Origin of the sequence: Paenibacillus sp. FSL A5-0031 (assembly GCF_001956295.1) — a bacterium.
In the GTDB taxonomy this organism is placed as follows: Bacteria; Bacillota; Bacilli; order Paenibacillales; family Paenibacillaceae; genus Pristimantibacillus.
The window spans coordinates 444616-466146 of sequence record NZ_MRTD01000003.1; the positions used below are offsets into that span (position 1 = coordinate 444616).

Consider the following 21531-nt stretch of genomic DNA (forward strand, 5'->3'; position numbering starts at 1 on the left):
AAAGGAGCTTACACAATGGTAACGTTACCCAGCGGCATCAAAAAATACGAAGCGACCGATAACGCAACGGTCGACAATTTTAACGTTAACGCGGATTTACTAGACGCGAAAATAACGAAGCTTGACGGAATCGCAACGGGCGCCAATAACTATACGCACCCGGCGAATCACCCGCCGTCTATTATCGCGCAGGACGCTAGTAACCGTTTTGTGACGGATGCCGAGAAGGCGACATGGAACGCTAAAGCGAGTACGGCAGTCGCTACTACTTCGGTAGCCGGTCTTCATTCTGCGGCTGACAAATCGAAGCTGGACGGAATTGCGGCTGGCGCGAATAACTACGTTCATCCTGCGAACCATCCGCCGTCGATCATTACGCAAGATGCGAGTAATCGCTTCGTAACTGATACGGAAAAGTCAACGTGGAACGCGAAGGCATCAACGGCCGTGGCGACTACGGGCGCTAACGGACTCATGAGCGCGGCAGATAAAGCGAGGCTCGACGGGCTCGATTGCGTAATAGGCACGTATACGGGTAACGGCGTTGGTGTACGGTCTATTGCTTTAGGGTTCACTCCAAAGTATTTAATAATACTGTTAGAAAATATTACGACCACAGTCGGAGGCACCACCCCGGCAGCGACAATAGGCAGAGCAGAAACAGTTAACGGTGGAGCAGGAATTGTTGCGTGGAATGGGATATATGCGAATATTATTGATTCATCCACGACCCTTTCGATTGTCTCCAATGGGTTTAACGTTTCTAACTCCGCGGCTGACTATCAAATTAAACAATTCAATTGTTCAGGTTCAGTATATCGCTATATCGCGTACAAATGAGGAGGGATAGAATGATCGTACATGCAGACGGAGGATACGAAATTGGCTCGTGGTTAACGGCCGATACGTATCCGGATTCGTATTTTATCGAAGATGAAACGGATTTAGCAGCGAAGATACTCGCGCGCTATCCGTACTATACGCTCGACATCGTTGACGGCGCCCTCATTGACGTTACACCGCGCGATAAGACTCCGGAGGAAGAGGCGGCCGAGAGCGCACCAGCACCGAAGTCGCCGGAACAAATCAGCATCGAAACGTTAGAAGCCGAAAATACCGCCCTTCAATCACGCCTAGCTGACGTAGAACTCGCGCTAATCGAAATATTCGGAGGTGTTGCGTAATGAGTAATTTTCCCGCATACAAAGCGCGAATTTACGCTAACGGTACAATTACGAAGCATAGTTACGGTGAAGGCACGGTAGTCGAAATCGTCGCGTCGTACGGATTGAGCGCGGAGGATTCGGCGTTAATACTTGCGGAAGTTTACGCAAAGCGGCCGGACTTGGCGGAGGTGGGGGCGTAATGGAATCGGACATCATCAAATACTTTCTTACGCAAGGGCCGTTCGCGGTCCTTTTTGTTTGGCTACTATTTTCATCGCGCAAGGATTCACGTGACCGTGAGCAATCGTTAATGAACGAAAGCCGCGAACGCGAAAGTAAACTGCACGATATACTCGATAAATTTAGTGATAAATACGACTTAATCATTACGGAGATTCGCGATATTAAATCACGCATTAAGGAGTGAACGATATGGAAGACGTATTACAACTCGCGGCATTAGTCGCAGCTTACGTAGGTGTAGCGCGCGGCTTCGGACTTGGTGATAAGTGGACGCATATAGCTGCGTTGATAGTCGCGGCTGTTTTCGTGCTTATTCCGCAGAACATGCAGGACGCGGTTACTACGATTTCGGTCGTAGGTTTAACGGCAAGCGGCGCGTATCACTATACGAAGAAACGGAGTGTTGACGATGACACTTCCGGTAAATAAACTACGCGCCTACAATACGGATATTCGTTACTTCATTTTGCCCGCGGCTGAGTACGCTATAAGCGCAGTTGGGCGTGGCGGCGCAAAGCCTTCCGTATTAGCGCGCGAAGCTAACGCCGATGTCGCAATTAACTTTCCCTATTTCGGTGGTTCAGCGCTCTACGGCTATAACATCGTAAAAGGTAGCGTATCAAATACGGAAATCCCGAAGACGGAGAAGCGCACGGAGTTTTACGGAGTCGGCGGCAAGTATACGATCGGTGACGCGGAAGGTCGCGCGGTAGACTTCGCGGTTCAAGGGTCGCCGGTGCTTCTCCGCAACAAAGCGATCGTAATAGCGGAATCGGTCGCCAACGATCAAACGGGCGCCGACATCGTTAATGGGCGTGCACAACGGACTGCGGTCGGCATCCGCGCAAATGGCGACGTCGTATTCGTTGTTGCGGACGGCCGCGAACTTAATAACGACGGGTTAACGCTGACCGAATTAGCGACGGTTATGCGCGATAAACTAGCGTGTGTAGATGCAATCAACGGAGATGGTGGCGGCAGTTCGATGCTGTACGCGAACGGTGCGATAGTCAATAACGTAGACGAACGCGCTACGGGATGCGCACTAATTGCGAAGAAGAAAGTGGTAAGTAACGTGACGAAGAAAATCGTAATCGACGCAGGCCACGGTCCGAATACGGCAGGCAAACGGTGTCCCGACGATTCGATGCGTGAATTTGCGTTTAACAGCGTAGTGGCGCGATATGTTCGCGACGGTCTGGCTGCGTATGAAAACGTAGTTACGAAGTTTACGCATGATGATACCGGAAGTCGCGACGTACCGCTGGAAGAACGCGTTAAGGTTGCGAACGATTGGGGCGCGGACGTCTTCGTATCTATTCACGCCAATGCGGCCGGCGATACGTGGAGTACCGCGGCTGGTATCGAAACGTTTACGTCGAAGGTAGCTTCCGCGACATCTGGTAAATTGGCGGCAGCCGTTCAGAAAGCGTTGATCAGCGCTACGGGTCGGAAGGATCGCGGAGTTAAGGCGGAAGACTTCTACGTAGTCGCGAAGACGAAAATGCCCGCGATACTAGCGGAATGCGGATTCATGTCGAACGCGGAAGAGGCGGCGCTACTCAAAACGGACGCTTACCGTAAGAAAGTCGCAGCGGCTATCGTGAGCGGAATTGCGGAAGTGTTTGCGTTGAAAAAGAAAGCGGAGGTGGCGCCAGTGAGTACGGATAAAGTAACCGTAATCGTCAACGGTAAAAAGATCGCGGATGGTAAAATCGAAGCCGGCGTCACATACGTTCCAGTACGTGCGGTCACGGAAGCATTCGGCGCAAGTGTTGCGTGGGATGGCGCGAGTAAGACGGTAACTATATTGAAATAAATACAAAACCCCGCTAATTACAGCGGGGTTCGTTTTATTATGTTTTTATGGCTGAAGTGCGTCATGGTCGGTATGATTACGAATATAATTTGCAAACTCAATTGCTGTTTTTTTGTTATGTCTTCCGTCATAAGTTCCAGAGTCGAGATTATAGTCGGAGTATTTTCCGAAAATTACGAATGAACCATTAAACTCTCGAATTACAGGACGGGCGCTTTCATCTAAAGGTTGTTCATTGCCATCTTCGTCGCTACCATAATATCCATAATCCCATATCGACCTATCTACATATTCTCCAGGGCTCAACTCGCATACTTCCTCATAGCCGCCAGATATGTGATCGTATACTCCTGAAGGATCAAGTTCCCTCGTCTCCAATCTAAAATAGTAGAATTGCGAGTCGGAACCAAATGGATAGAAAGTAAGGCTCTCTGGTTTTACTATAGTAGTGGACCCATCACTTAAAAGTTCGATACAATTTGCTTCAACCGACAACCTCGATCCGGTGAGATCAAAACCGCCACCACGAGGGCAAAACACATGGTTAGTGTTTTTTACTTTGGCGAGGATGTTTAAAGTTTCAACAATATCATTGCTGTTATTCCATGTTTTTTTACTAACAGGCACGCCAGAAAATATTGAACTAATGATACTTGACCAACGTTCGCGTCCATCATTAATATTTTGCATTCTATTCGCGATCATTTTTGCTTTCTCTTCTTCGCTGTACATATAAAACCCCCTAATTTTGGTATAAATATATAGTACTATTATTATTTCAATAATTGAACAAAAATTATTATAACGGAGTAATCACGAAAAGGGCGGTCAATTCAGCCGCCCTCCTTACGTTATAAACTCGACGAAGCCAATATTCGTCCTTCGATAGTACGTGGCAAATCTATAACACAAGCGCTTATAAACTGTGTACCGTAATCTGTAATTTGATAGAAACCTTTATCATAAGATACCTCCCAACCTTCGTCCGGTGTGAAAGTGTATCTAGGTCCATGTGCTTCGTCTATTTTAACATACCTGTCCAAGTCTGTTATTATCTTATCATAGCCTCCTTGAATAATACCAAGACTAGATAGGTTGTCAAAATACAATGGAAAATTTTTAGGGAAATTCAAACAAAAAGCATCGATAGCTGCTACGTGCCGATATGCAATTTTATAGCTGTCGGTGTTTATATATTTATACTGAATTAAAGGAAATAATGTTCCATTCTTATAGCAGGATAAATTATCTAAGATTTTTGCTTCGTCTTCTGAGAGATTTTTTATTACATTTATGAAGCTAGGGTGTGCCATATGTACTGTTCGTAAAGTTGCGGATTTAACTAGAAGCCTAACAAATAAACTACGTAATTCATCGTTGTTTGTGTAAGGCAATTGCTCCATAATCGGTACGGATATTTCAGAAGGAGAAGGTATGATATCATTTTCGCTTGTTGTTGAGAGTTCTTCTGCCATTAATTTTATTGATTTTTCAAAATTAAGTCTTGCTTTCTCGCTTCTAAGTTTAATTGGCAAAGTCAATGAATACCCAAATTCAGTTAGTGTTTCCAAAGCTAAACCGATTTTTCTAGCGGATGGTTGGGCTATATCCTCATAAAGGACATTAATATCCGGAAGTTTATCCGCAAATTTTGAGATATCAATATTTAACATAACTAATTCCCCCTTGAAATTTCACCGTCGAGCGTAGAATCACTATCCACATATATTCTGTAATTTTAATATTTTTGTATAAGATCTATCGAAATGTTATTCGACATTAAGTAAAAGTTTCCTGCGTTAAGCCAGTAACATAGGTTAGTGAAAATCAAAAAAGTGAAAAGCGCCATACCCGTGTTAGATATGGCGCCGATAGCGTTAATTAAACCGTAATCTGCCGCGTTTCTTTTCGTTACCTTGATCGAGTAAGCTCGTAACCGGTGATGCCTTATCGTGTTGCTCGCGTAAGTCTGTTCCGGTATAGCGGACGTATACTTGCGTCATATTTAACGAAGTGTGGCCGAGTATGCGAGCCAATGCGATCGGATCGCCGCCACCGCGTAGGAATTTTACGGCCATATAATGGCGGAAAGTATGAGGCGAAACACGCGCGCCAGTAACTCCGACTCTCTTAGCGTAGAGCTTCAGCATTTTCGCAAATGTATCGCCGAAATAACGTTCGCCAAACTGAGTAAGCCATAAATAATCGTTTTCCTCAACGTTCATATATTCGATGAGTTTTTCGATTTCTTTAACCGTACGTTGAGATAATGGAATAACGCGCGTTGTCTTCGTTTTTGATACTTCGGCTCGAACCGTAACTTGGCGCAGCTTAAAATCGATATCCGATATTTTTAAACTTGTTAACTCTTTTACACGTAAACCGCCGTCAATAAGTATAAGCATCATGCAATAGTCGCGATGACCAGTATAGACGCGTTTATTGGGCGCTGATAATAGCTTTAATACATCCTCATCCGTAAACAATTCGAACGTCTCTTTTTCTTCTTTTTGGTAGTTAATCGCGTCTAAAGGAGAGTGTGTTAAAACGCGTTCCTTCATTAAATAGTTGAAGAATACTTTAATGTTTCGGATAGTATTATTTACGGATCGAGGAGACAGTCCTACCTTACCGTTAGGACTCGTAGGATGATCGTCCCAGCTAACCTTCTCGTACGTAAGATAATGAATAAATTCGCGCATGGTATCCGAGTTTAATTCGGAGTCGTTCCGTGATTCAAACCATTCGCGAAATTGCTTAAGTGATTGCGCATATGTGGCGATCGTTTTCGGCGAGCGCTTCTCTACTCGTTTGACTTGGAGATAACGTTCAATCTGTGTTTTAAAATCAAATTTAACGTTGCGACCTCGTTTTGAGGCAAACGTATACTTCGGGTTATTACGGATCATTTATCGGACGCCTCCATAGCGTTGAATTTTCGCTAACCATTCCGATAAACATACGCGAAAATTTATTGCAATGGCGAGTAGCTGAACGTCTGAATGTGCGCCACATAACGGATTAGGCTCCGTACCCTCCGAGCTAATAGCGAGTTTATCGCAATGGTGGCTGATAAGCTGAGGATTGAGCATAAAGTTAGCTGAACGTAGAAGGGAGAATCGTTAAAGGAAAACTCGTAGTTCATAACTATCCGTAATCTAGTTATTGTGTGATTTCATACCTTTCAACTAGGTCATCTTAAATCGATATGATTTGAATCCACTGCTTTGTTGGGCTTTAAACCCCAAAAGAGGAGTGGATTTTTTTGAGGAAACTAATAGGATCGTAGGATTAATAATAATTTCTGAATGGTGAGGTGGTAACTATGTACAAAGGAATTGAGATTAATGGAGTTGTCTTCTCGAATGATGAAAAAGACATTAATCATGATGAATTTTTAAATGCTTTCATTCAGTTTATAGAGGCAAAAGGCTGGAACTTCGGTGGAGGAACAAAGGAAGTTGGTAGTGAAGATGAGTAAGATAAAAATGTCCATGATTTCATCTATAAGATTCTTTTAAATTGACTTATTTCGAATGCGTTAAAGATGAGTGAACATCGCAGCACGTGTGTCGTTCTTTTAGAAGTAGTTGAAAGTGATCTATAATGTTTTGGATTGTGTGAAGAAAAAAAACATTATTTAGGATGCGGAAGATGTAAGAAAGCCATTCAATTACCTTGAACAAATTGAAGATTTTTAAGGACAGTCTAACGTAAGAACGCGTTATCTGTCCTATTTGACTTTATAGTAGTGTTATTTTTGTTGAAAAATTAACTCTTTCTATTAATCGTCTCCTCACTGTTAAATTCTCTCCATAGAGTGTAAGGCAAGAATAGTGCTTGAATAATTAAATTCTTAGCCTATTTCATGTTTAAAAGTAATTTATTCAATAAAACTCATTTATGGATAAAATATGGTATAATATAACTATGTTTAAAGAGTCTATTCCTACTAACGATCTATAAAAACTGATAATCAAGGAGAACTGCGTATGTCTATATTAAACATATTATTTGGTCAAAAAAGAACAATTCAAAATCCAACATTCATTAAGGATTTTTCAAAAGATAGTTTGCAACTTGCAAATCTTAATGATCTGCTAAATAAGGTTTCAGATGGAGATAAAAAAGATAACATTGAGAAAGACATTAAGCTACTAAAATATGGGCTAGATGGTGAGAACAATGTATATTTCGAACTGAAGCATTCGTTCCTCCCCATCATTTGCTTGCATGATGTAAGAGTTGTTTATGAAGATTATGTTGCACAGCTTGATTTTGTAGTCATATCAAATAAATTTACATGTATTTTAGAAACAAAAAAGTTGAGTGGAAATATAAACATAGATCAGGATGGAAATTTTATTAGAACGATTAAGAATCGGTATGGGAAGGAATATAAAGAAGGAATCTATAGCCCGGTAACTCAAAATAAAAGACATGTTGATATACTTAAACATCTACTTTCAAAAGAGCTAAAAATCAATAATATGCCTATCTTATCACTAGTTGTTATGGCAAACCCAAAAACAATAATAAAGAAATATAAATGTCCAGCAGAAGTAGAGAAAACTCTTATAAAGTACGATCAGATTAAAACCACTTTAGAAAAGTATCAAAATGATAAATCGAACCAGTACGATTTGGGCGAGAAGGAAATGCTCGATATTGCGAATCTGCTTATCAAAGTAAATTCTCCAATTGAAATGGATTTAATTACAAAATACCAAATTTCAGATGATACCTATGCAAGAAAAAATGATCAGATTTTAAGAGAAGAATTGATGGCATACAGATTGAAAACATCTAGAGAAGAAAATGTGAAAGCGTATTATATTTTTAATAACAATGAATTGGAAGATATTATTTCCAAATATCCAAGATCAGAAGAGGAACTATTGGAGGTAAAGGGATTTGGGAAGGTTAAGGTTGAAAAGTATGGAGGTGCTATTTTAAGTTTTTTTAAACAATAGCTAAGATTAAAATCTTTGAAATGGAAATTGAAAAGAAGGATTTATTATTCTGGGAGGATTGAGGAAATTTCATGAAAAAAAGCTTAGGAATTATATTATCATTCATTCTTTTTTTATTAGTAGTAATGCCTACACTTACTTCAGCTCACTCAGGTCGTACGGATAGTAATGGAGGACATAATTGTTCAGCAAAATCTAAGTCCAAAGGTTTATGCTCTGGTTATCATTATCATAATGGTGGATCAAGCAATAAAAGTACAAACGTTTCCAGCACTTCTACCAAAATTACTAAGGTGAAAGTTATAAGTAATGAATATCCTCCAGCTCCACATTGTATAAAGCTAAAAGATACTTATAAATCAACTGATACATATTATAATTATTACGAACGTAACTGGGATTGTAACCGCTATACAATTGATGGCGAAGTATTCACTTATCTAGATTTAAATTTATATGTTAACAACCAATATATGAATCTTAATAGCCAACTAATTAGCGTCAAAAATTCAAGTTACATCTCTGTTAGGGATTTTTCGAATTCTTTTAACTTTAGTATTGAGCTAGATAAAGTAGGAAATGTAATTTTAAAGAAAGATAAGATAATAATTAAAATATCGACAGATGACAAAAAGATTTTATTAAATGATAAATATACTGGTGTAAAAGCTATTAAAGCTGAAGGCTATTATTACATTCCATTACGTTCTGCAATGGCGTTGATAGATGGTAAAATTAATTCAATTGAGAATTCGAAAATATATTTATCTTATTAATCATTTAAATATGCTGGCTAAGAAGAAATATCATATAAGTTTTTAGAAAGAATCATAGCAATAAAAAACCACTGATCTTTTGATCAGTGGTTTTTTTGATTAATTCAGTTGCAATATTTGGGGGAACAAAACGAAATTCACTTAATCAGAAATAATCAGAGAAATACGGACGCTCCTGATTAATCAGTTGTTCCAGTTTTCGAATGGACGCGTCATCAGCCTGCATACGGCCAATACGTGCAAGATAGGTTGGTCGTTTGTAACCCATTAACATCGTCGTTAAAGCGGGAATGTCGATAACTACCGAAGGTGCGATGCCGCCATGAGTCATATGACCTTTTCCGTTTGTGTCTACCGTTAGGGTGAAGGTTCCTTGATTCCATTCAAGCATAGGATCATGGAGATTGATAACGAGTCGGCTTTCCTTTTCCTGCTTTTCAAATGGATACTGCTCGATGAACAATACGATATCTACAATTCGTGCCATGTAATAAGGAGCAATGGTTTCTTTAATATCCCCGTCGTCCAATATGAATGCAAGAGGCTCATCCTGATAGATATCCCCTTTTACAAGCGTAATCATTGAGAAATGGGCACTGACAAAGTTCCATAATCCAGTGCGTGCCTCTTCGTTAATATAGATCATTTCTTTCATGTGAAAGATCTCTTCGGCAATCCAATACAGCAAATACCCCATAGGTGAGTCGTTATTGTCGTAATAGATCGCTACGGTCATATCATCTAAATCCCAGCGCAAGTACTCTTCCCAAGCGAGCTCGTTTCGCAGCATTGCACCATGGTGCAAGCGGGCAAATTGCTCATATATTGTTTTGATGTCCGGATGTTCAATGGTTACACGCTCTACATGACCAGGCACGTTTTTTAGCTTAGGCAGCTGAGTATCCGGAACCTCAAAAGAAATTTTATCGGAAATGATCTCCCAGCCTTTACGCCTGTAGTAAGGGATGGAGTAGGGATATAAGTAAGAGATCGATTGCTTACGCTCACGCATTTTGCTTAAGGCAAGCAGCATGAGTTTATTCATCAAGCCCAAATTGGCATATTCGGGATATGTACCAACTCCTGTTAATCCACCCATTTCATAAATATGTCCATAGATGTTGACCTGAAAGGGATATACAGCAAGCTGAGATATAAGTTTATCGCCATCAAACCATCCTTGAACATCGGCATACTGAAGGACGGGAAGTTTGGCCTTTGCGATCTCTCTGTTTTCCCAGCCAAAGGTTTGTAAATCTCGATTAGTGACTTGAAAAACATAGCGCAATAAATTGTTGAACTGCTCGCCATGCTGGGTTTCGATTTTTTTTAACTTGAGTCTGTCATGTAGCTTCCGTCGACTCATAGGTGATGACCTCCATTTATTTAAACATATCCAAGTAGTGTACCATCCCTTAGAAGTGCAAACAAATCAGCCCTAGCGGAAGGGATGCAGCATAGGATACGATATCATTGATTCAAAATGTTTATTGGCGTATGGTGAAAAGTTTTCTATATGCTGAGGATGTCCTACAATTGATCTGATTAATCAAAAACAGATATGGATGTGTGTTAAGTGGGTACCGGGCTTGGAGGAGTTGAAAATTGAAGATAAAATGGGTTTTTTCAAAAAAAAAAGGCCATCAAGGATGCCTCAGTTGTAAACAACTCTGCGGTTTAAATAAACGTTGCTGCCATATTTCTTGATTAAACCATGCGATTCTGCTTTTATAAAGCTATGAATTTCTTTTAGGCGCTGCGTTTGTGGCTGGATTGTCTCTTTTACTTTTCCATCTACGGTAACATCGAATACAATTTTCATGATTGCACCTCATTTCTTTTGGTTAATTTCATAATAGTGTTGTTGTATGATGAGATCATAAATTGAAATGCGGACAATTGTAATTTTTTTTGGAAAGCATCATCGCTATGTAAAATATATAAGGAGAGGTGACAGGATGAGAGCCGTCTACGCTGGAAGTTTCGACCCGATTACACTTGGGCATGTGTCCGTTATAGAGAGAGCCTTTCAATTATTTAGTGAGGTTCATATTATAGTCGCCAATAATCGATCGAAAAAACATCATTTTACGATTGAGCAGCGTACGGAGCTTGTCGCTTTATCTGTGCCAAAGGATGATAAGATCCATATTATTCCTTATGAAGGCATTGTGGCTGACTATATCAATGAGCATGATATTAACGTGGTCATACGGGGAATTAGGAATGCAACTGATTTAGAATATGAACTGCAGCTTGAGCAATATATTCGTAATACTACGTTGGCGGATACGATTTATTTATCTCCATACACGCATTACATGCAAACGAGCAGCTCACTCGTTAGAATGTTTCTTATGTCTGATAAGACGGAACTGGCAGCTTCTTATATGGTTCCAAAAGCGTATGCGCAAATGCTTGATTACGTTGATTATACCTAGTTTTTTACAAATTCATCATACAAAAAAACCGCCAAGCTAGGATCAAAACGATCCGAACATGAGCGGTTTTAATTATGATTGTTGTATAAAATTAGCTTTGTGGTTTTGGCGGGCGAGGACGTTTCTGCTTAAACCTAGTAGCAACGTAGTTCCGTTTGCGGTCGCGAAAAAAAGTCCAGCCCGCGATAAAACCAGCGCCCGCAGCGAACATGATAAATCCAAGTAAAAATTTGAGCCATTCAAAATCTGGCGTAATGGTTTCATTTCCGAATTCAGAAAAATACACGAATACCGAATCTTTCATTTTCAGAAAACCGAAGCAAGCAAGTAAGCCTGGAATAACGAGCATGAGGATAGCAATAAAGCGAGCGGCAACTAATTTCATAAATACAGTGTCTCCTTATCGGTCAAAATATACAGTTACTTCTATCATACCTTTTTACGTGTAGAGTGTCTATTTCGTAAAACGACGATGTTTTCGTCATTAAAAACAGGTACAATAGGGATGGATGACGTGTTACAATGCGAATGGGCATCGTTGAGAGTTATATGAATAGGCAAAAAAAGTATATAGTTATGGTTATTAGAAGGGAATGATTTTATGGCTATACAGGTAGATGTAGCAGTGCTCGGAGGCGGGCCTGGCGGTTATACAGCAGCCATTCGTGCTGCACAACTAGGAAAATCGGTTGCCATTATCGAAATGGACAAGCTTGGCGGGACGTGCTTACATAAAGGATGTATTCCGAGTAAATCGCTGCTCCGGAGCGCTGAGGTATACTCAACGCTGCTTGAAGCAAGCTCATTTGGCATCCAAGTAGCTGATGGGGCGATATCGCTCAACTATGGCAAAGTGCAAGAGCGTAAGGATCAAACCGTAGAGCAGCTCTATCGTGGACTTCAAAGCCTTATGAAAAAGAATGGCATTCAAATTATTCAAGGCAAGGGCAGAGTCATCGGTCCTTCAATTTTCTCTCCAAAAAGTGGTTCATTAGCCGTAGAGCTGCCGGACGGGGAAATGGAATCAGTTGTATCCACTAATCTTATTATTGCTACAGGATCTCGTCCTCGTACATTGCCTGGTTTAACACCAGACGGCGAATATATAATGACCAGTGATGAAGCTTTAATTATGGACAAATTGCCTAAATCCGTTATTATTGTCGGCGGCGGGGTAATCGGCGTTGAATGGGCTTCGCTTTTGCATGATTTTGGCGTTCAAGTTATTTTGGTAGAAGCGGGCTCCCGCCTTTTGCCTGGTGAAGATACAGAGGTTTCAGCCGAGCTGACAAGAGTGCTGCGTGGACGCGGTGTACGTGTGCTGACTGGCGTTCAACTGCAGACCGATCAATACAAAGGCGAAAACGGTGAAGTGTCTATCGTTGCAGCTACGCAAGACGGTGACGTCATATTGACTGCAGAAAAGCTATTGGTATCCGTAGGACGCCAAGCGAATGTGGAAAACATGGGCCTTGAAAATACCGATGTTCGAACTTCAGGCGGTGTGATCGAGGTCAATGCGTTCGGTCAAACGAGCGAACCTCATATTTATGCCATTGGCGATGTGATTGGCGGTGTTCAACTCGCTCATGCTGCTGCGCATGAGGGCTTAATTGCTGCTGAGCATATTTGCGGTGAGAAACCCGTAGCGATTGAGGCTCATTTGATACCAAGGTGCATCTATTCCCGTCCGGAAATTGCTTCTTACGGCTTGACAGAGGATGGCGCACGCGCGAAAGGGCATGACATCAAGACGGGTAAAATTCCGTTTCAAGCGATTGGCAAGGCTATTGTTTTAGGAGAGAAAGAAGGATTCGTTAAGGTAATCGCTGATCGGAAGACCAACGATATTGTTGGTGTTCATATGATTGGAGCTCATGCAACGGATCTAATATCCGAAGCAGCACTTGCTGGAATTCTGAACGCAACACCTTGGGAAGTTGGCCAAATGATCCATCCTCATCCGACGCTTTCAGAGGCGCTGGGAGAAGCGATGCTCGCCGTAGATGATAGAGCGATATCGTTCTAATGAAGACTGTTTTCTTTTTGGTTCAATTGGAGTTATAATATATATGATCAAGTCTTAGTACCAGGTTATAATAGCGCGCAAAAGGAGGAACACCTTATGACCCAATCTGCTTCTACTGGGCAAAATGTTCGTCATTTGGAATTAGGGCTTAGCGATGAGCAAGCAATTGATATGTACGCAACGATGGTGACTGCTCGCAAGTTTGATGAGCGTATGCTGCTGCTGCAGCGTGCAGGGAAAATCAATTTTCACGTATCAGGTGTAGGACAAGAGGTAGCACAGGTTGCTGCGGCGTATGCACTTAATCGAGAAACAGATTATTTTTTACCTTATTATCGGGACTATGGCTTCGTGCTCTCTGTTGGTATGACACTGCGTGATTTGTTGCTGTCGGTTTTCGCCAAAGCGGAAGATCCGAATAGCGGCGGACGCCAGATGCCTGGCCACTTTGGCTCGAAGAAGCTGCGAATCGTAACGGGCTCAAGTCCAGTAACAACGCAGGTTCCTCATGCAGTAGGCATAGCGCTTGCGGCAAAAATGAAAAACAAGCCTCTTGTTAGCTTTGTTACATTTGGTGAAGGTTCGAGCAATCAAGGCGATTTCCATGAGGGCTGCAACTTTGCTGGAGTACATAAGCTGCCTGTTATTTTCATGTGCGAAAATAACCAATATGCAATCTCAGTTCCTATTCACAAGCAATTAGCAGGTACGGTTGCCGACCGTGCACTTGGTTATGGCTTCCCTGGATATCAGGTTGACGGTAACGATGCGCTTGAGATGTACCGTGTTGTGAAGGAGGCGCGTGAGCGCGCAATTGCAGGCGAAGGTCCAACATTGATTGAAGCAATGATGTACCGTATTTCACCACACTCTACTTCAGATAACGATCTCGCTTATCGTACGAAGGAAGAAGTTGATTCCAATCGTGCGAAAGATGGCATCCCAAAATATAAGCAATATCTGATTGATTGCGAGATTTGGTCGGAGGAGCTTGAAACTGAGCTTCAAGCCAAAATTCGCAAGATGCTTGACGAGGCTACTGAATATGGCGATAAAGCGCCGTTCCCGACGCCGGAATCTACATTGCTGCACGTTTATGCGGATGATGCTGATGAAGGAGGTACGGAATAATGGCAGTTATTGAATATATTGATGCAATTCGCCAAGGGATGAAGGAAGAAATGGAACGAGACGAAGATGTCTTCGTTCTGGGTGAGGATGTTGGTCTCAAAGGCGGCGTCTTTACAACGACCAAAGGATTGTTGGAGCAATTTGGCGAGGATCGTGTTCTTGATACTCCGCTTGCAGAATCAGCCATTGCAGGTGTTGCAATCGGCGCAGCAATGTATGGCATGAAGCCTATTGCTGAAATGCAGTATTCAGATTTTATGTTTCCGGCTACCAATCAAATTATTAGCGAAGCGGCCAAAATCCGTTATCGCTCGAACAATGATTGGACTTGCCCGCTTGTAATTCGCGCTCCTATTGGCGGCGGTGTTTTTGGAGGACTGTACCATTCACAATGTACGGAATCGGTATTTTTCGGTACACCTGGTCTGAAAATTGTTGCTCCATACCGTGCTTATGATGCGAAAGGGCTTCTAAAAGCAGCTGTGCGTGATCCGGACCCTGTATTATTTTTTGAGAATAAAAAATGCTACAAGCTCATTATGGATGAAGTTCCAGAAGAGGACTATATTGTTCCTATTGGCAAAGCGAATGTTCTTCGCGAAGGCGATGACATTACGGTTATCGGTTATAGTCTGCCTCTTCATTTTGTGGAGCAGGCGGCAGCAGATCTAGCGACTGAGGGCATTAGCGCTCATATTCTCGATCTACGGACGCTTCAGCCTCTGGACAAAGAAGGCATTCTTGAAGCGGTGAGAAAAACAGGCAAGGTGCTTATTATCCATGAGGACAATAAGACTGGCGGCGTAGGTGCAGAAGTTTCAGCGATCATCGCAGAAGAGCTGCTTTATGAGCTTGATGCTCCGATTATGAGACTATGTGGACCAGACGTGCCAGCGATGCCTATCAACCCGCCGGGCGAGAAGTTTTTTATGCTCAACAAAGATAAAGTTAAAGAAGCAATGCGACAGCTAGCGCTTTATTAAAATATAAGAAGTCTAAAGTACTAAGCTTATATGTCACCGCGAAACGTATGCTGCGCCGCCGAAGGACGGCGGTAGCCGTTTACGCCTCGGCCAGTAGGGAGATGTGAATTATGAAAACTATGACGGAAATCGTCGTGCCTCAACTAGCAGAATCACTTGTATCAGCTACCATCGATAAATGGCTGAAGCAGCCTGGCGATTGGGTTGATGTTTACGAGCCTGTCTGCGAGATTATTACAGATAAAGTGAATGCAGAACTGCCTTCCACTGTAGCCGGCAAGCTTGTTCGTATCCTTGTTGGCAAGGGGGAGACCGTTCCAGTCGGCACTCCAATCTGCATAATTGAAACAGAAGGTTCTGCTGAGGATGCCGGAATCGGGGCTGCGGAATCCCAGACGGCTGCACCAAGAGAGGCAACAACCACACAAGTAAGTGAAATAGATTTACAAGACGCTCCAATGCGCAATCGTTTCTCACCGGCTGTACAGCAGCTGGCAGCTGAACACTCCATTCGTCTTACCGATGTTCCAGGAACCGGTTTAGGCGGACGTATCACACGTAAAGACGTTCTTGCCTATGTAGCAGCTGGTGGAAATCAAGCTTCTAGCGGGAATGCTGCTGTGCCTGCAGCCCGGACTGTAGATGCTGCTGCGCAGGTGCGTTCTTCTGGTCTGCATTTGACGGAAACGCCAAGATTCCCGAAAATCGAAGTGGAAGGTGCATCGGGAGCTGGTCGTGGTGATAGCTTCATTGATGTAACGCCAATTCGGAATACGATTGCTCGGAACATGAGACAAAGCGTAAGTGAAATACCGCATGCGTGGACTATGATTGAAGTAGATGTAACGAATCTCGTTCTTCTGCGCAATAAGCTTAAGGATGATTTCATGAAGCGCGAAGGCATTAATTTGACGTATTTGGCATTCCTGCTCAAAGCTGTCGTTAATGCAATCAAAGATGTGCCAATCATGAATTCCATGTGGGCTGTTGATAAAATCATTGTGAAGCGGGATATCAACATCGCGCTGGCGGTTGGTACAGAGGATTCTGTTCTTACACCTGTTATCAAAAATGCTGATCACAAAAACGTAGCCGGTCTTGCCAAAGAAATTGAAGAGCTTGCTCGTAAAACGAGAGAAGGTAAACTGACGCTGTCTGATATGCAGGGCGGAACGTTTACTGTTAACAATACAGGCTCCTTCGGTTCCATTTTGTCATATCCGATTATTAACTATCCGCAGGCTGCCATTCTAACGTTTGAATCCATAGTGAAGCGTCCCGTTGTCATAAATGATATGATCGCTGTTCGTTCAATGGCTAACTTATGTTTGTCACTTGATCATCGGATTTTGGACGGCGTTATTTGTGGTCGTTTCTTACAGCGTGTGAAGGATAATCTAGAGAGCTTTAATCTAGAAAGCAAATTGTATTAGAAAAGGGGAGCACGATCATGGCTGAAGCGGATAACGCAAAAAGCTTGAGACGGCTGGATGCCCAATATATAGGCATGTTCGATTACGCGGAAGCGTGGGAGCTGCAAAAAACATATATAAAGCAAATTGATAAGGAGGAGCGCAATCAGTCGCTGCTCCTTCTTCAGCATCCGCCTACGTATACGATGGGTTCTGACAAACATCCTGAGCACCTTCTGCTTGATGAGGCAGAGCTTAAGGAACGAGGTATCGCTTTTTATCAAATCGATCGCGGCGGGGATATTACTTATCATGGCCCTGGCCAGCTGGTCGGCTATCCACTTCTTTATCTAGATGCAGTAGGCCTTAATTTGCATGCCTATTTGCGGAGCCTTGAGCAGGTCATTATTAATTGGCTGAGCGAGTATGGTATAGAAGCGGGCAGAAAGCCGGAATATACAGGAGTATGGGTCGGTGATCTGAAAATAGCGGCCATAGGCGTAAAATTTAATAAAGCCCGCCATCAGCGGGGCTTTATTACGAGTCATGGATTCGCTCTCAATATTAAATCAGGCATTGCCGAAGAAGGATTTAGTGGGATTATTCCTTGCGGTATCCAGCAGTTCGGCGTAACATCCTTTAATGATTTAACAGGACTTGATTTATCGGTTGAGGAAGCGGCGAACCAATTGCTCCCTCATTTTGTGAAAGAATTCAGATGTGAATTGGATCTAGTAAAGAAATAGTGATCCAAGACCAGCTAGCAAGGATGATAAAACTAATGCCGATACGAGAACGATGGCAACAATTCGGATCAATCGTTGTCTGCGCATATGAAAAACCCCTTTCTTGATTTGGAACGTCATAGCTTGCTATGAGCTTGTCATTTACTCTATTGTATACGAAAGTTATGGACGGAGGAAACGTTAATGATTACAAAAGATCGTTTAGTGAATGAATTTATGGAATTGGTGAAGATAGATAGCGAAACAAAACATGAACAGGAAATAAGCCGTGTGCTAAAGCAAAAGTTCGAAGCGCTTGGCTTGCAAATTAGTGAAGATGATGCAGCAGCTAAGACCGGGCATGGCGCAGGGAATTTGTTTGCAATATGGGAAGCAGAGGGAGCATCAGCATCAGCACCAACGATTTTTTTTACATGCCACATGGACACAGTAACACCTGGTGTTGGCATCAAGCCGCAGCTTGACGCTGATGGTTATATAAGAAGCGATGGAACAACTATTCTTGGCGCTGATGATAAAGCAGGCATTTCTGCCATTTTTGAAGCCATCCGTGTCGTTAAGGAGCAATCCATTCCGCATGGGCGTATTCAATTCGTGATTACGGTAGGAGAAGAATCAGGTCTACTTGGCGCACGCTCACTTGATGCATCGAAGCTGGAAGCTAAGTTTGGATACGCGCTTGATTCGAATGGCGCCGTTGGTGATATAGCAGTAGCAGCGCCGACACAGGCGAAAGTTACGATCAAAATGTATGGTCGTTCAGCACATGCTGGCGTTAATCCTGAGGATGGGATCAGTGCTATTCAAGTTGCTGCAAAAGCAATTGCAAGAATGCCGCTTGGACGTATAGATAAAGAAACAACGGCGAATATCGGCCGATTCGAGGGCGGCGGCGCTACAAATATTGTGTGTGATTTTGTGACGCTGTATGCTGAGGCGAGAAGCATTGTACAGCATAAGCTGGACAATCAGATTGTTGCGATGCGAAAAGCGGTTGAGAGTGCTGCAGAAGAGTTTGGTGCACGGGGAGAGCTTGAAAGTGAAATCATTTATCCTGCTTATCAGTACGATGATGCAGATCCAGTAGTACAGCTCGCCAAAAAAGCAATCACAGCAATCGGCCGTACACCGCGTACATTCCATTCAGGCGGGGGAAGCGATGCAAATATTTTTAACGGCTTAGGCATTCCTACAGTCAATCTAGCTGTTGGCTATGAGCATATTCATACGACGAAAGAACAGATCAAGGTTGATGATTTGGTGAAAACGACTGAGCTTGTCGTTGAAATTATTAAACAAGCGTCTGAAGCATAATAGGATTAGCGGAGGTTCTAAGAAGCAATAGCTTCGATTGGCCTTGCTGTAAAATGACAGAAAGCCCTTCGATCCTGCGGCTCAGTTTTGGCTGATCGCGGAAGGAGGGTTTTTGTCTAAATGCATGCATCCATGAGATGACTAATTCATTTTTTCCAAAGGAACACGGCGAACGCTGATGACATTTGTATATTCGGACATGGGTGTTCTTGATAAGGATGAAGCCGAAAGCTTGCGCAGCTGATGTTTTATTTCCCAGCCTTTTCCTACTAAGCGCAAGTGATTGAGTGCAACATATTGTTTCATATTAATCTCCCCTGTCGATTTGATATAATGATAGTTATGCAGAGGCAGGACAAGTTATGCGAAAGAATCAAATTCAATTTTAAGGAGCGAATACGAGTGGAAGAGCAGCAAAGAGCTGAGTTGTGGCGTGAGGAAACGATTAAGACAGAGCCTATTTTTGAAGGTAAAATGATTACGCTGCAGGTTGATACCGTCACGCTTGCAGACGGTAGAACCGCAACAAGAGAAATCGTCAAACACCCGGGAGCAGCAGCGGTTATGGCGCTTTTGGATGGAAAGCTGCTAGTAGTGGAGCAATTTCGCAAGCCGCTGGAAAAATTCCAAATCGAGATTCCTGCTGGCAAGCTTGATCCAGGCGAAGATCCAATGACAGCAGCAGCTCGTGAGCTTGAAGAAGAGACGGGGTACCGCTCTGATGATTTGACTCTCCTAAGCGCTTTCTATACATCACCAGGGTTTGCAGATGAGAAGCTATATATTTATTTCACTGATAAAGTGGAGCAGGGCGTAATAAACCCTGACGATGATGAAGACTTGAAGGTTGAGGCCATCACTCTCGAGCAAGCTGAAGCCTATATCCAAGAAGGCCGTATTAGCGACGCCAAAACGATCCTAGCCGTCTACGCTTGGAAACTATACTCTTTGACAGGTCGGTTCTAACCGACCCTGTCTTCCCACAACATACCCGTCATACCTCTCTCAAACCCCTCATATAATGAAAAGTAAGACAACCCCTTGTGTAATTTAGTGATTTTTTAAATTTATAGGAATGTAGAGTTGTAGAGCTATAGTGCTGTAGAGATGCAGAGATGCAGAGATGTAGAACTATAGAGATGTAGAGATGAAAACTGTAGAACTATAGAACAGTAGAGCTGTGGAACTCTGGAAGTCTGGTATGGTAGATCTGTAGAGCTATAGAGCAGTGAATCTCTGGAATTCTGTGACGTTAGATCTGTGGAACTGTAAAACTTTAAATCTTTAAATCTGTACAATTGTAACTCTGTGAACTGCAGAACTGCAGAACTCAAGAACTTAAGAACTCAACAAATCTAGAACTTTAGAACGCTAGAACGCTAGAACGCTAGAACTTTAGAACTCTAGAACCATAGAATTGCAGAACTCAAGAACTCAAGAACACTAGAACTCAAGAACACTAGAACACTAGAACTCAAGAACAGCAGAACTCTAGAACCCTAAGCTGTATATTTATAATTTTCGCTTATTGTTTTCTTTGTATTTAACTGCTATTATATTTGCTTTTGAGTGCTAAGTTTTTTGTTTTGCGTTGGTTCTCTTACTTTTGGGGACGTACTTCTCGTATTTAGCCTTACAAGGTTCATTGTGTATATCTAGGTTGCTTTTGCGTCGTAAAATGCGTTCTTAACGGACATGAAAGCCGTTATTTGTGAAGAAATCGACCAAAACAGACTACTAACGGACATGAGTTCCGTTATTTGGTTGAAAAGGAGCATAATCGAAGCTTTCAAACCTAAATAAGAGATCCTATGTCCGTAAGATCAGAAAAAGGGTGAAAAAAAGCTAAATAAGGTATCTAATGTCCGTTAGCATCTAGAGCGAAGGATTATTATTGTTTTAAACTAATCTATTCATTGATCAATCTCAATTACTAGGAGTAAAAATTTATATTGTTTTAATCAGTGCGAATTATAAAAAAACACCCAAAAATCGAAACTTGGTTTTCAATAATATTGAAATTTCTTTAAATTTTCTACTAAATGGCTATATGTTTGTAACTAAACTAAATAACTAACTAATGAAACTGACAATCTCCAGGTGTGTCTAGTAAGGACGAAAGCGCTCCACCTAAACCATATGTTCCAGCACAGAGTTTCGCCAACGTTAGTTGAGTTACTGGTGACCTGAGGGAGCAACAAGGGGCTCTCCCTAGAAGGGTATGTTTGTAAGGGTTCTAACTAAAGTCTAAATAAAAAACTAAGCGACAAATCATTGCTATTAGTTTTTAGAAGGTTTTAAAAGAAGATTTGTAGTAGCTTAAAACGAGAAACATGCAGCATGCAATGCAATCACAAGCTTCCAGCGTGTCCCGCAGGGACGAAAGCGCTCCAATATAAACCAAGCATATCTCCACAGATTATCGCCAACGTTAGTCGAGTTACGGGTGTCCAGAGGGTGCAACCCTTGGGCCCTCCCTTGGAAGGGAGGGTTTGGGT

Annotated in this window: 25 protein-coding genes; 17 read left to right on the forward strand and 8 right to left on the reverse strand. The window is 42.3% G+C overall.

The window, feature by feature from the left end; all coding sequences use genetic code 11:
• Positions 1 to 15: 15 nt before the first annotated feature.
• From BK120_RS08390 to BK120_RS35900, 6 genes are read left to right on the forward strand one after another with little or no spacing between them, the layout of a single operon-like run.
• Positions 16 to 840, forward strand: coding sequence for a hypothetical protein (locus BK120_RS08390; protein ID WP_076267015.1), 825 nt, complete (start codon positions 16 to 18; stop codon positions 838 to 840).
• 11 nt (positions 841 to 851) lie between these two features.
• Positions 852 to 1184, forward strand: a complete 333-nt coding sequence (locus BK120_RS08395; RefSeq protein ID WP_076267016.1) for a hypothetical protein — start codon at positions 852 to 854, stop codon at positions 1182 to 1184.
• Complete coding sequence (locus BK120_RS08400; RefSeq protein ID WP_076267017.1) at positions 1184 to 1366, forward strand: hypothetical protein; 183 nt, start codon at positions 1184 to 1186, stop codon at positions 1364 to 1366. The genes BK120_RS08395 and BK120_RS08400 overlap by 1 nt, the downstream gene beginning before the upstream one ends.
• Positions 1366 to 1593, forward strand: coding sequence for a BhlA/UviB family holin-like peptide (locus BK120_RS08405; RefSeq protein WP_076267018.1), 228 nt, complete (start codon positions 1366 to 1368; stop codon positions 1591 to 1593). The genes BK120_RS08400 and BK120_RS08405 overlap by 1 nt, the downstream gene beginning before the upstream one ends.
• Positions 1594 to 1598: 5 nt before the next feature.
• Positions 1599 to 1838, forward strand: coding sequence for a hypothetical protein (locus BK120_RS08410; protein WP_076267019.1), 240 nt, complete (start codon positions 1599 to 1601; stop codon positions 1836 to 1838).
• Entirely contained in the window at positions 1819 to 3228 is a 1410-nt protein-coding gene (locus BK120_RS35900; protein ID WP_076267020.1) for an N-acetylmuramoyl-L-alanine amidase, read from the forward strand. Before BK120_RS08410 ends, BK120_RS35900 begins: the two co-directional genes overlap by 20 nt.
• Positions 3229 to 3273: 45 nt before the next feature.
• Here the strand turns inward: BK120_RS35900 and BK120_RS08420 are convergent, their stop codons facing one another.
• From BK120_RS08420 to BK120_RS08430, 3 genes are all read right to left on the reverse strand, one after another.
• Positions 3274 to 3960 (reverse strand): hypothetical protein, encoded by a 687-nt coding sequence (locus tag BK120_RS08420; RefSeq protein WP_076267021.1) that lies wholly within the window; start codon positions 3958 to 3960, stop codon positions 3274 to 3276.
• Positions 3961 to 4079: 119 nt separating this feature from the next.
• Positions 4080 to 4901: a DUF4393 domain-containing protein gene (locus BK120_RS08425; protein WP_076267022.1), complete on the reverse strand. Its 822-nt coding sequence runs from the start codon at positions 4899 to 4901 to the stop codon at positions 4080 to 4082.
• Positions 4902 to 5105: 204 nt separating this feature from the next.
• Positions 5106 to 6137, reverse strand: coding sequence for a tyrosine-type recombinase/integrase (locus BK120_RS08430; RefSeq protein WP_076267023.1), 1032 nt, complete (start codon positions 6135 to 6137; stop codon positions 5106 to 5108).
• A 416-nt stretch (positions 6138 to 6553) separates the two neighbouring features.
• Between BK120_RS08430 and BK120_RS35195 the strand changes: the two genes are divergently transcribed.
• The 3 genes from BK120_RS35195 to BK120_RS08440 all read left to right on the forward strand — a co-directional run bounded on the left by BK120_RS35195 (position 6554) and on the right by BK120_RS08440 (position 8977).
• The gene (locus tag BK120_RS35195) at positions 6554 to 6709 is read left to right on the forward strand and encodes a hypothetical protein (RefSeq protein WP_179089764.1); all 156 of its coding nucleotides are present in this window, start codon (positions 6554 to 6556) and stop codon (positions 6707 to 6709) included.
• A gap of 511 nt (positions 6710 to 7220) precedes the next feature.
• On the forward strand, positions 7221 to 8201 hold the full coding sequence (locus BK120_RS08435; RefSeq protein ID WP_076267024.1) for an NERD domain-containing protein: 981 nt from the start codon (positions 7221 to 7223) through the stop codon (positions 8199 to 8201).
• A 71-nt stretch (positions 8202 to 8272) separates the two neighbouring features.
• Positions 8273 to 8977, forward strand: a complete 705-nt coding sequence (locus BK120_RS08440) for a YHYH domain-containing protein (RefSeq protein WP_076267025.1) — start codon at positions 8273 to 8275, stop codon at positions 8975 to 8977.
• Between the two features lie 145 nt (positions 8978 to 9122).
• Here the strand turns inward: BK120_RS08440 and BK120_RS08445 are convergent, their stop codons facing one another.
• Both BK120_RS08445 and BK120_RS34835 read right to left on the reverse strand, forming a co-directional pair.
• Positions 9123 to 10343 (reverse strand): GNAT family N-acetyltransferase, encoded by a 1221-nt coding sequence (locus BK120_RS08445; protein ID WP_076267026.1) that lies wholly within the window; start codon positions 10341 to 10343, stop codon positions 9123 to 9125.
• A gap of 288 nt (positions 10344 to 10631) precedes the next feature.
• Entirely contained in the window at positions 10632 to 10799 is a 168-nt protein-coding gene (locus tag BK120_RS34835; protein ID WP_144376707.1) for a mechanosensitive ion channel protein MscL, read from the reverse strand.
• A 136-nt stretch (positions 10800 to 10935) separates the two neighbouring features.
• On the opposite strand from BK120_RS34835, the gene coaD reads away from it, so the two are divergent.
• The gene (gene coaD, locus BK120_RS08450; RefSeq protein WP_076267027.1) at positions 10936 to 11418 is read left to right on the forward strand and encodes a pantetheine-phosphate adenylyltransferase; all 483 of its coding nucleotides are present in this window, start codon (positions 10936 to 10938) and stop codon (positions 11416 to 11418) included.
• 91 nt (positions 11419 to 11509) lie between these two features.
• Here coaD and BK120_RS08455 read toward each other — a convergent pair whose 3' ends face one another.
• Positions 11510 to 11803 (reverse strand): DUF2627 domain-containing protein, encoded by a 294-nt coding sequence (locus tag BK120_RS08455; protein WP_076267028.1) that lies wholly within the window; start codon positions 11801 to 11803, stop codon positions 11510 to 11512.
• A 216-nt stretch (positions 11804 to 12019) separates the two neighbouring features.
• Here BK120_RS08455 and lpdA point away from each other — a divergent pair, with 216 nt between their 5' ends.
• The 5 genes from lpdA to lipB all read left to right on the forward strand — a co-directional run bounded on the left by lpdA (position 12020) and on the right by lipB (position 17719).
• The gene (gene lpdA, locus BK120_RS08460; RefSeq protein WP_076267029.1) at positions 12020 to 13447 is read left to right on the forward strand and encodes a dihydrolipoyl dehydrogenase; all 1428 of its coding nucleotides are present in this window, start codon (positions 12020 to 12022) and stop codon (positions 13445 to 13447) included.
• A 96-nt stretch (positions 13448 to 13543) separates the two neighbouring features.
• Complete coding sequence (locus BK120_RS08465) at positions 13544 to 14578, forward strand: thiamine pyrophosphate-dependent dehydrogenase E1 component subunit alpha (protein ID WP_076267030.1); 1035 nt, start codon at positions 13544 to 13546, stop codon at positions 14576 to 14578.
• Positions 14578 to 15561 (forward strand): alpha-ketoacid dehydrogenase subunit beta, encoded by a 984-nt coding sequence (locus BK120_RS08470; RefSeq protein ID WP_076267031.1) that lies wholly within the window; start codon positions 14578 to 14580, stop codon positions 15559 to 15561. Before BK120_RS08465 ends, BK120_RS08470 begins: the two co-directional genes overlap by 1 nt.
• Positions 15562 to 15671: 110 nt before the next feature.
• Entirely contained in the window at positions 15672 to 16994 is a 1323-nt protein-coding gene (locus BK120_RS08475) for a dihydrolipoamide acetyltransferase family protein (protein ID WP_076267032.1), read from the forward strand.
• Positions 16995 to 17011: 17 nt separating this feature from the next.
• Positions 17012 to 17719: a lipoyl(octanoyl) transferase LipB gene (gene lipB, locus BK120_RS08480; RefSeq protein ID WP_076267033.1), complete on the forward strand. Its 708-nt coding sequence runs from the start codon at positions 17012 to 17014 to the stop codon at positions 17717 to 17719.
• Here the strand turns inward: lipB and prli42 are convergent.
• Positions 17705 to 17806: a stressosome-associated protein Prli42 gene (prli42, locus tag BK120_RS35200; protein WP_161807522.1), complete on the reverse strand. Its 102-nt coding sequence runs from the start codon at positions 17804 to 17806 to the stop codon at positions 17705 to 17707. The genes lipB and prli42 overlap by 15 nt on opposite strands.
• Positions 17807 to 17902: 96 nt before the next feature.
• Here prli42 and BK120_RS08485 point away from each other — a divergent pair, with 96 nt between their 5' ends.
• Positions 17903 to 19033 carry a M20/M25/M40 family metallo-hydrolase gene (locus tag BK120_RS08485; protein ID WP_076267034.1) on the forward strand — a complete coding sequence of 377 codons (1131 nt, stop codon included), beginning with the start codon at positions 17903 to 17905 and terminating at the stop codon, positions 19031 to 19033.
• Between the two features lie 141 nt (positions 19034 to 19174).
• Here BK120_RS08485 and mciZ read toward each other — a convergent pair whose 3' ends face one another.
• Positions 19175 to 19339, reverse strand: a complete 165-nt coding sequence (gene mciZ / locus BK120_RS34840; protein ID WP_144376708.1) for a Z-ring formation inhibitor MciZ — start codon at positions 19337 to 19339, stop codon at positions 19175 to 19177.
• A 90-nt stretch (positions 19340 to 19429) separates the two neighbouring features.
• On the opposite strand from mciZ, the gene BK120_RS08495 reads away from it, so the two are divergent.
• Complete coding sequence (locus BK120_RS08495) at positions 19430 to 19999, forward strand: NUDIX hydrolase (protein ID WP_372238966.1); 570 nt, start codon at positions 19430 to 19432, stop codon at positions 19997 to 19999.
• The last annotated feature ends 1532 nt before the right edge of the window (positions 20000 to 21531 follow it).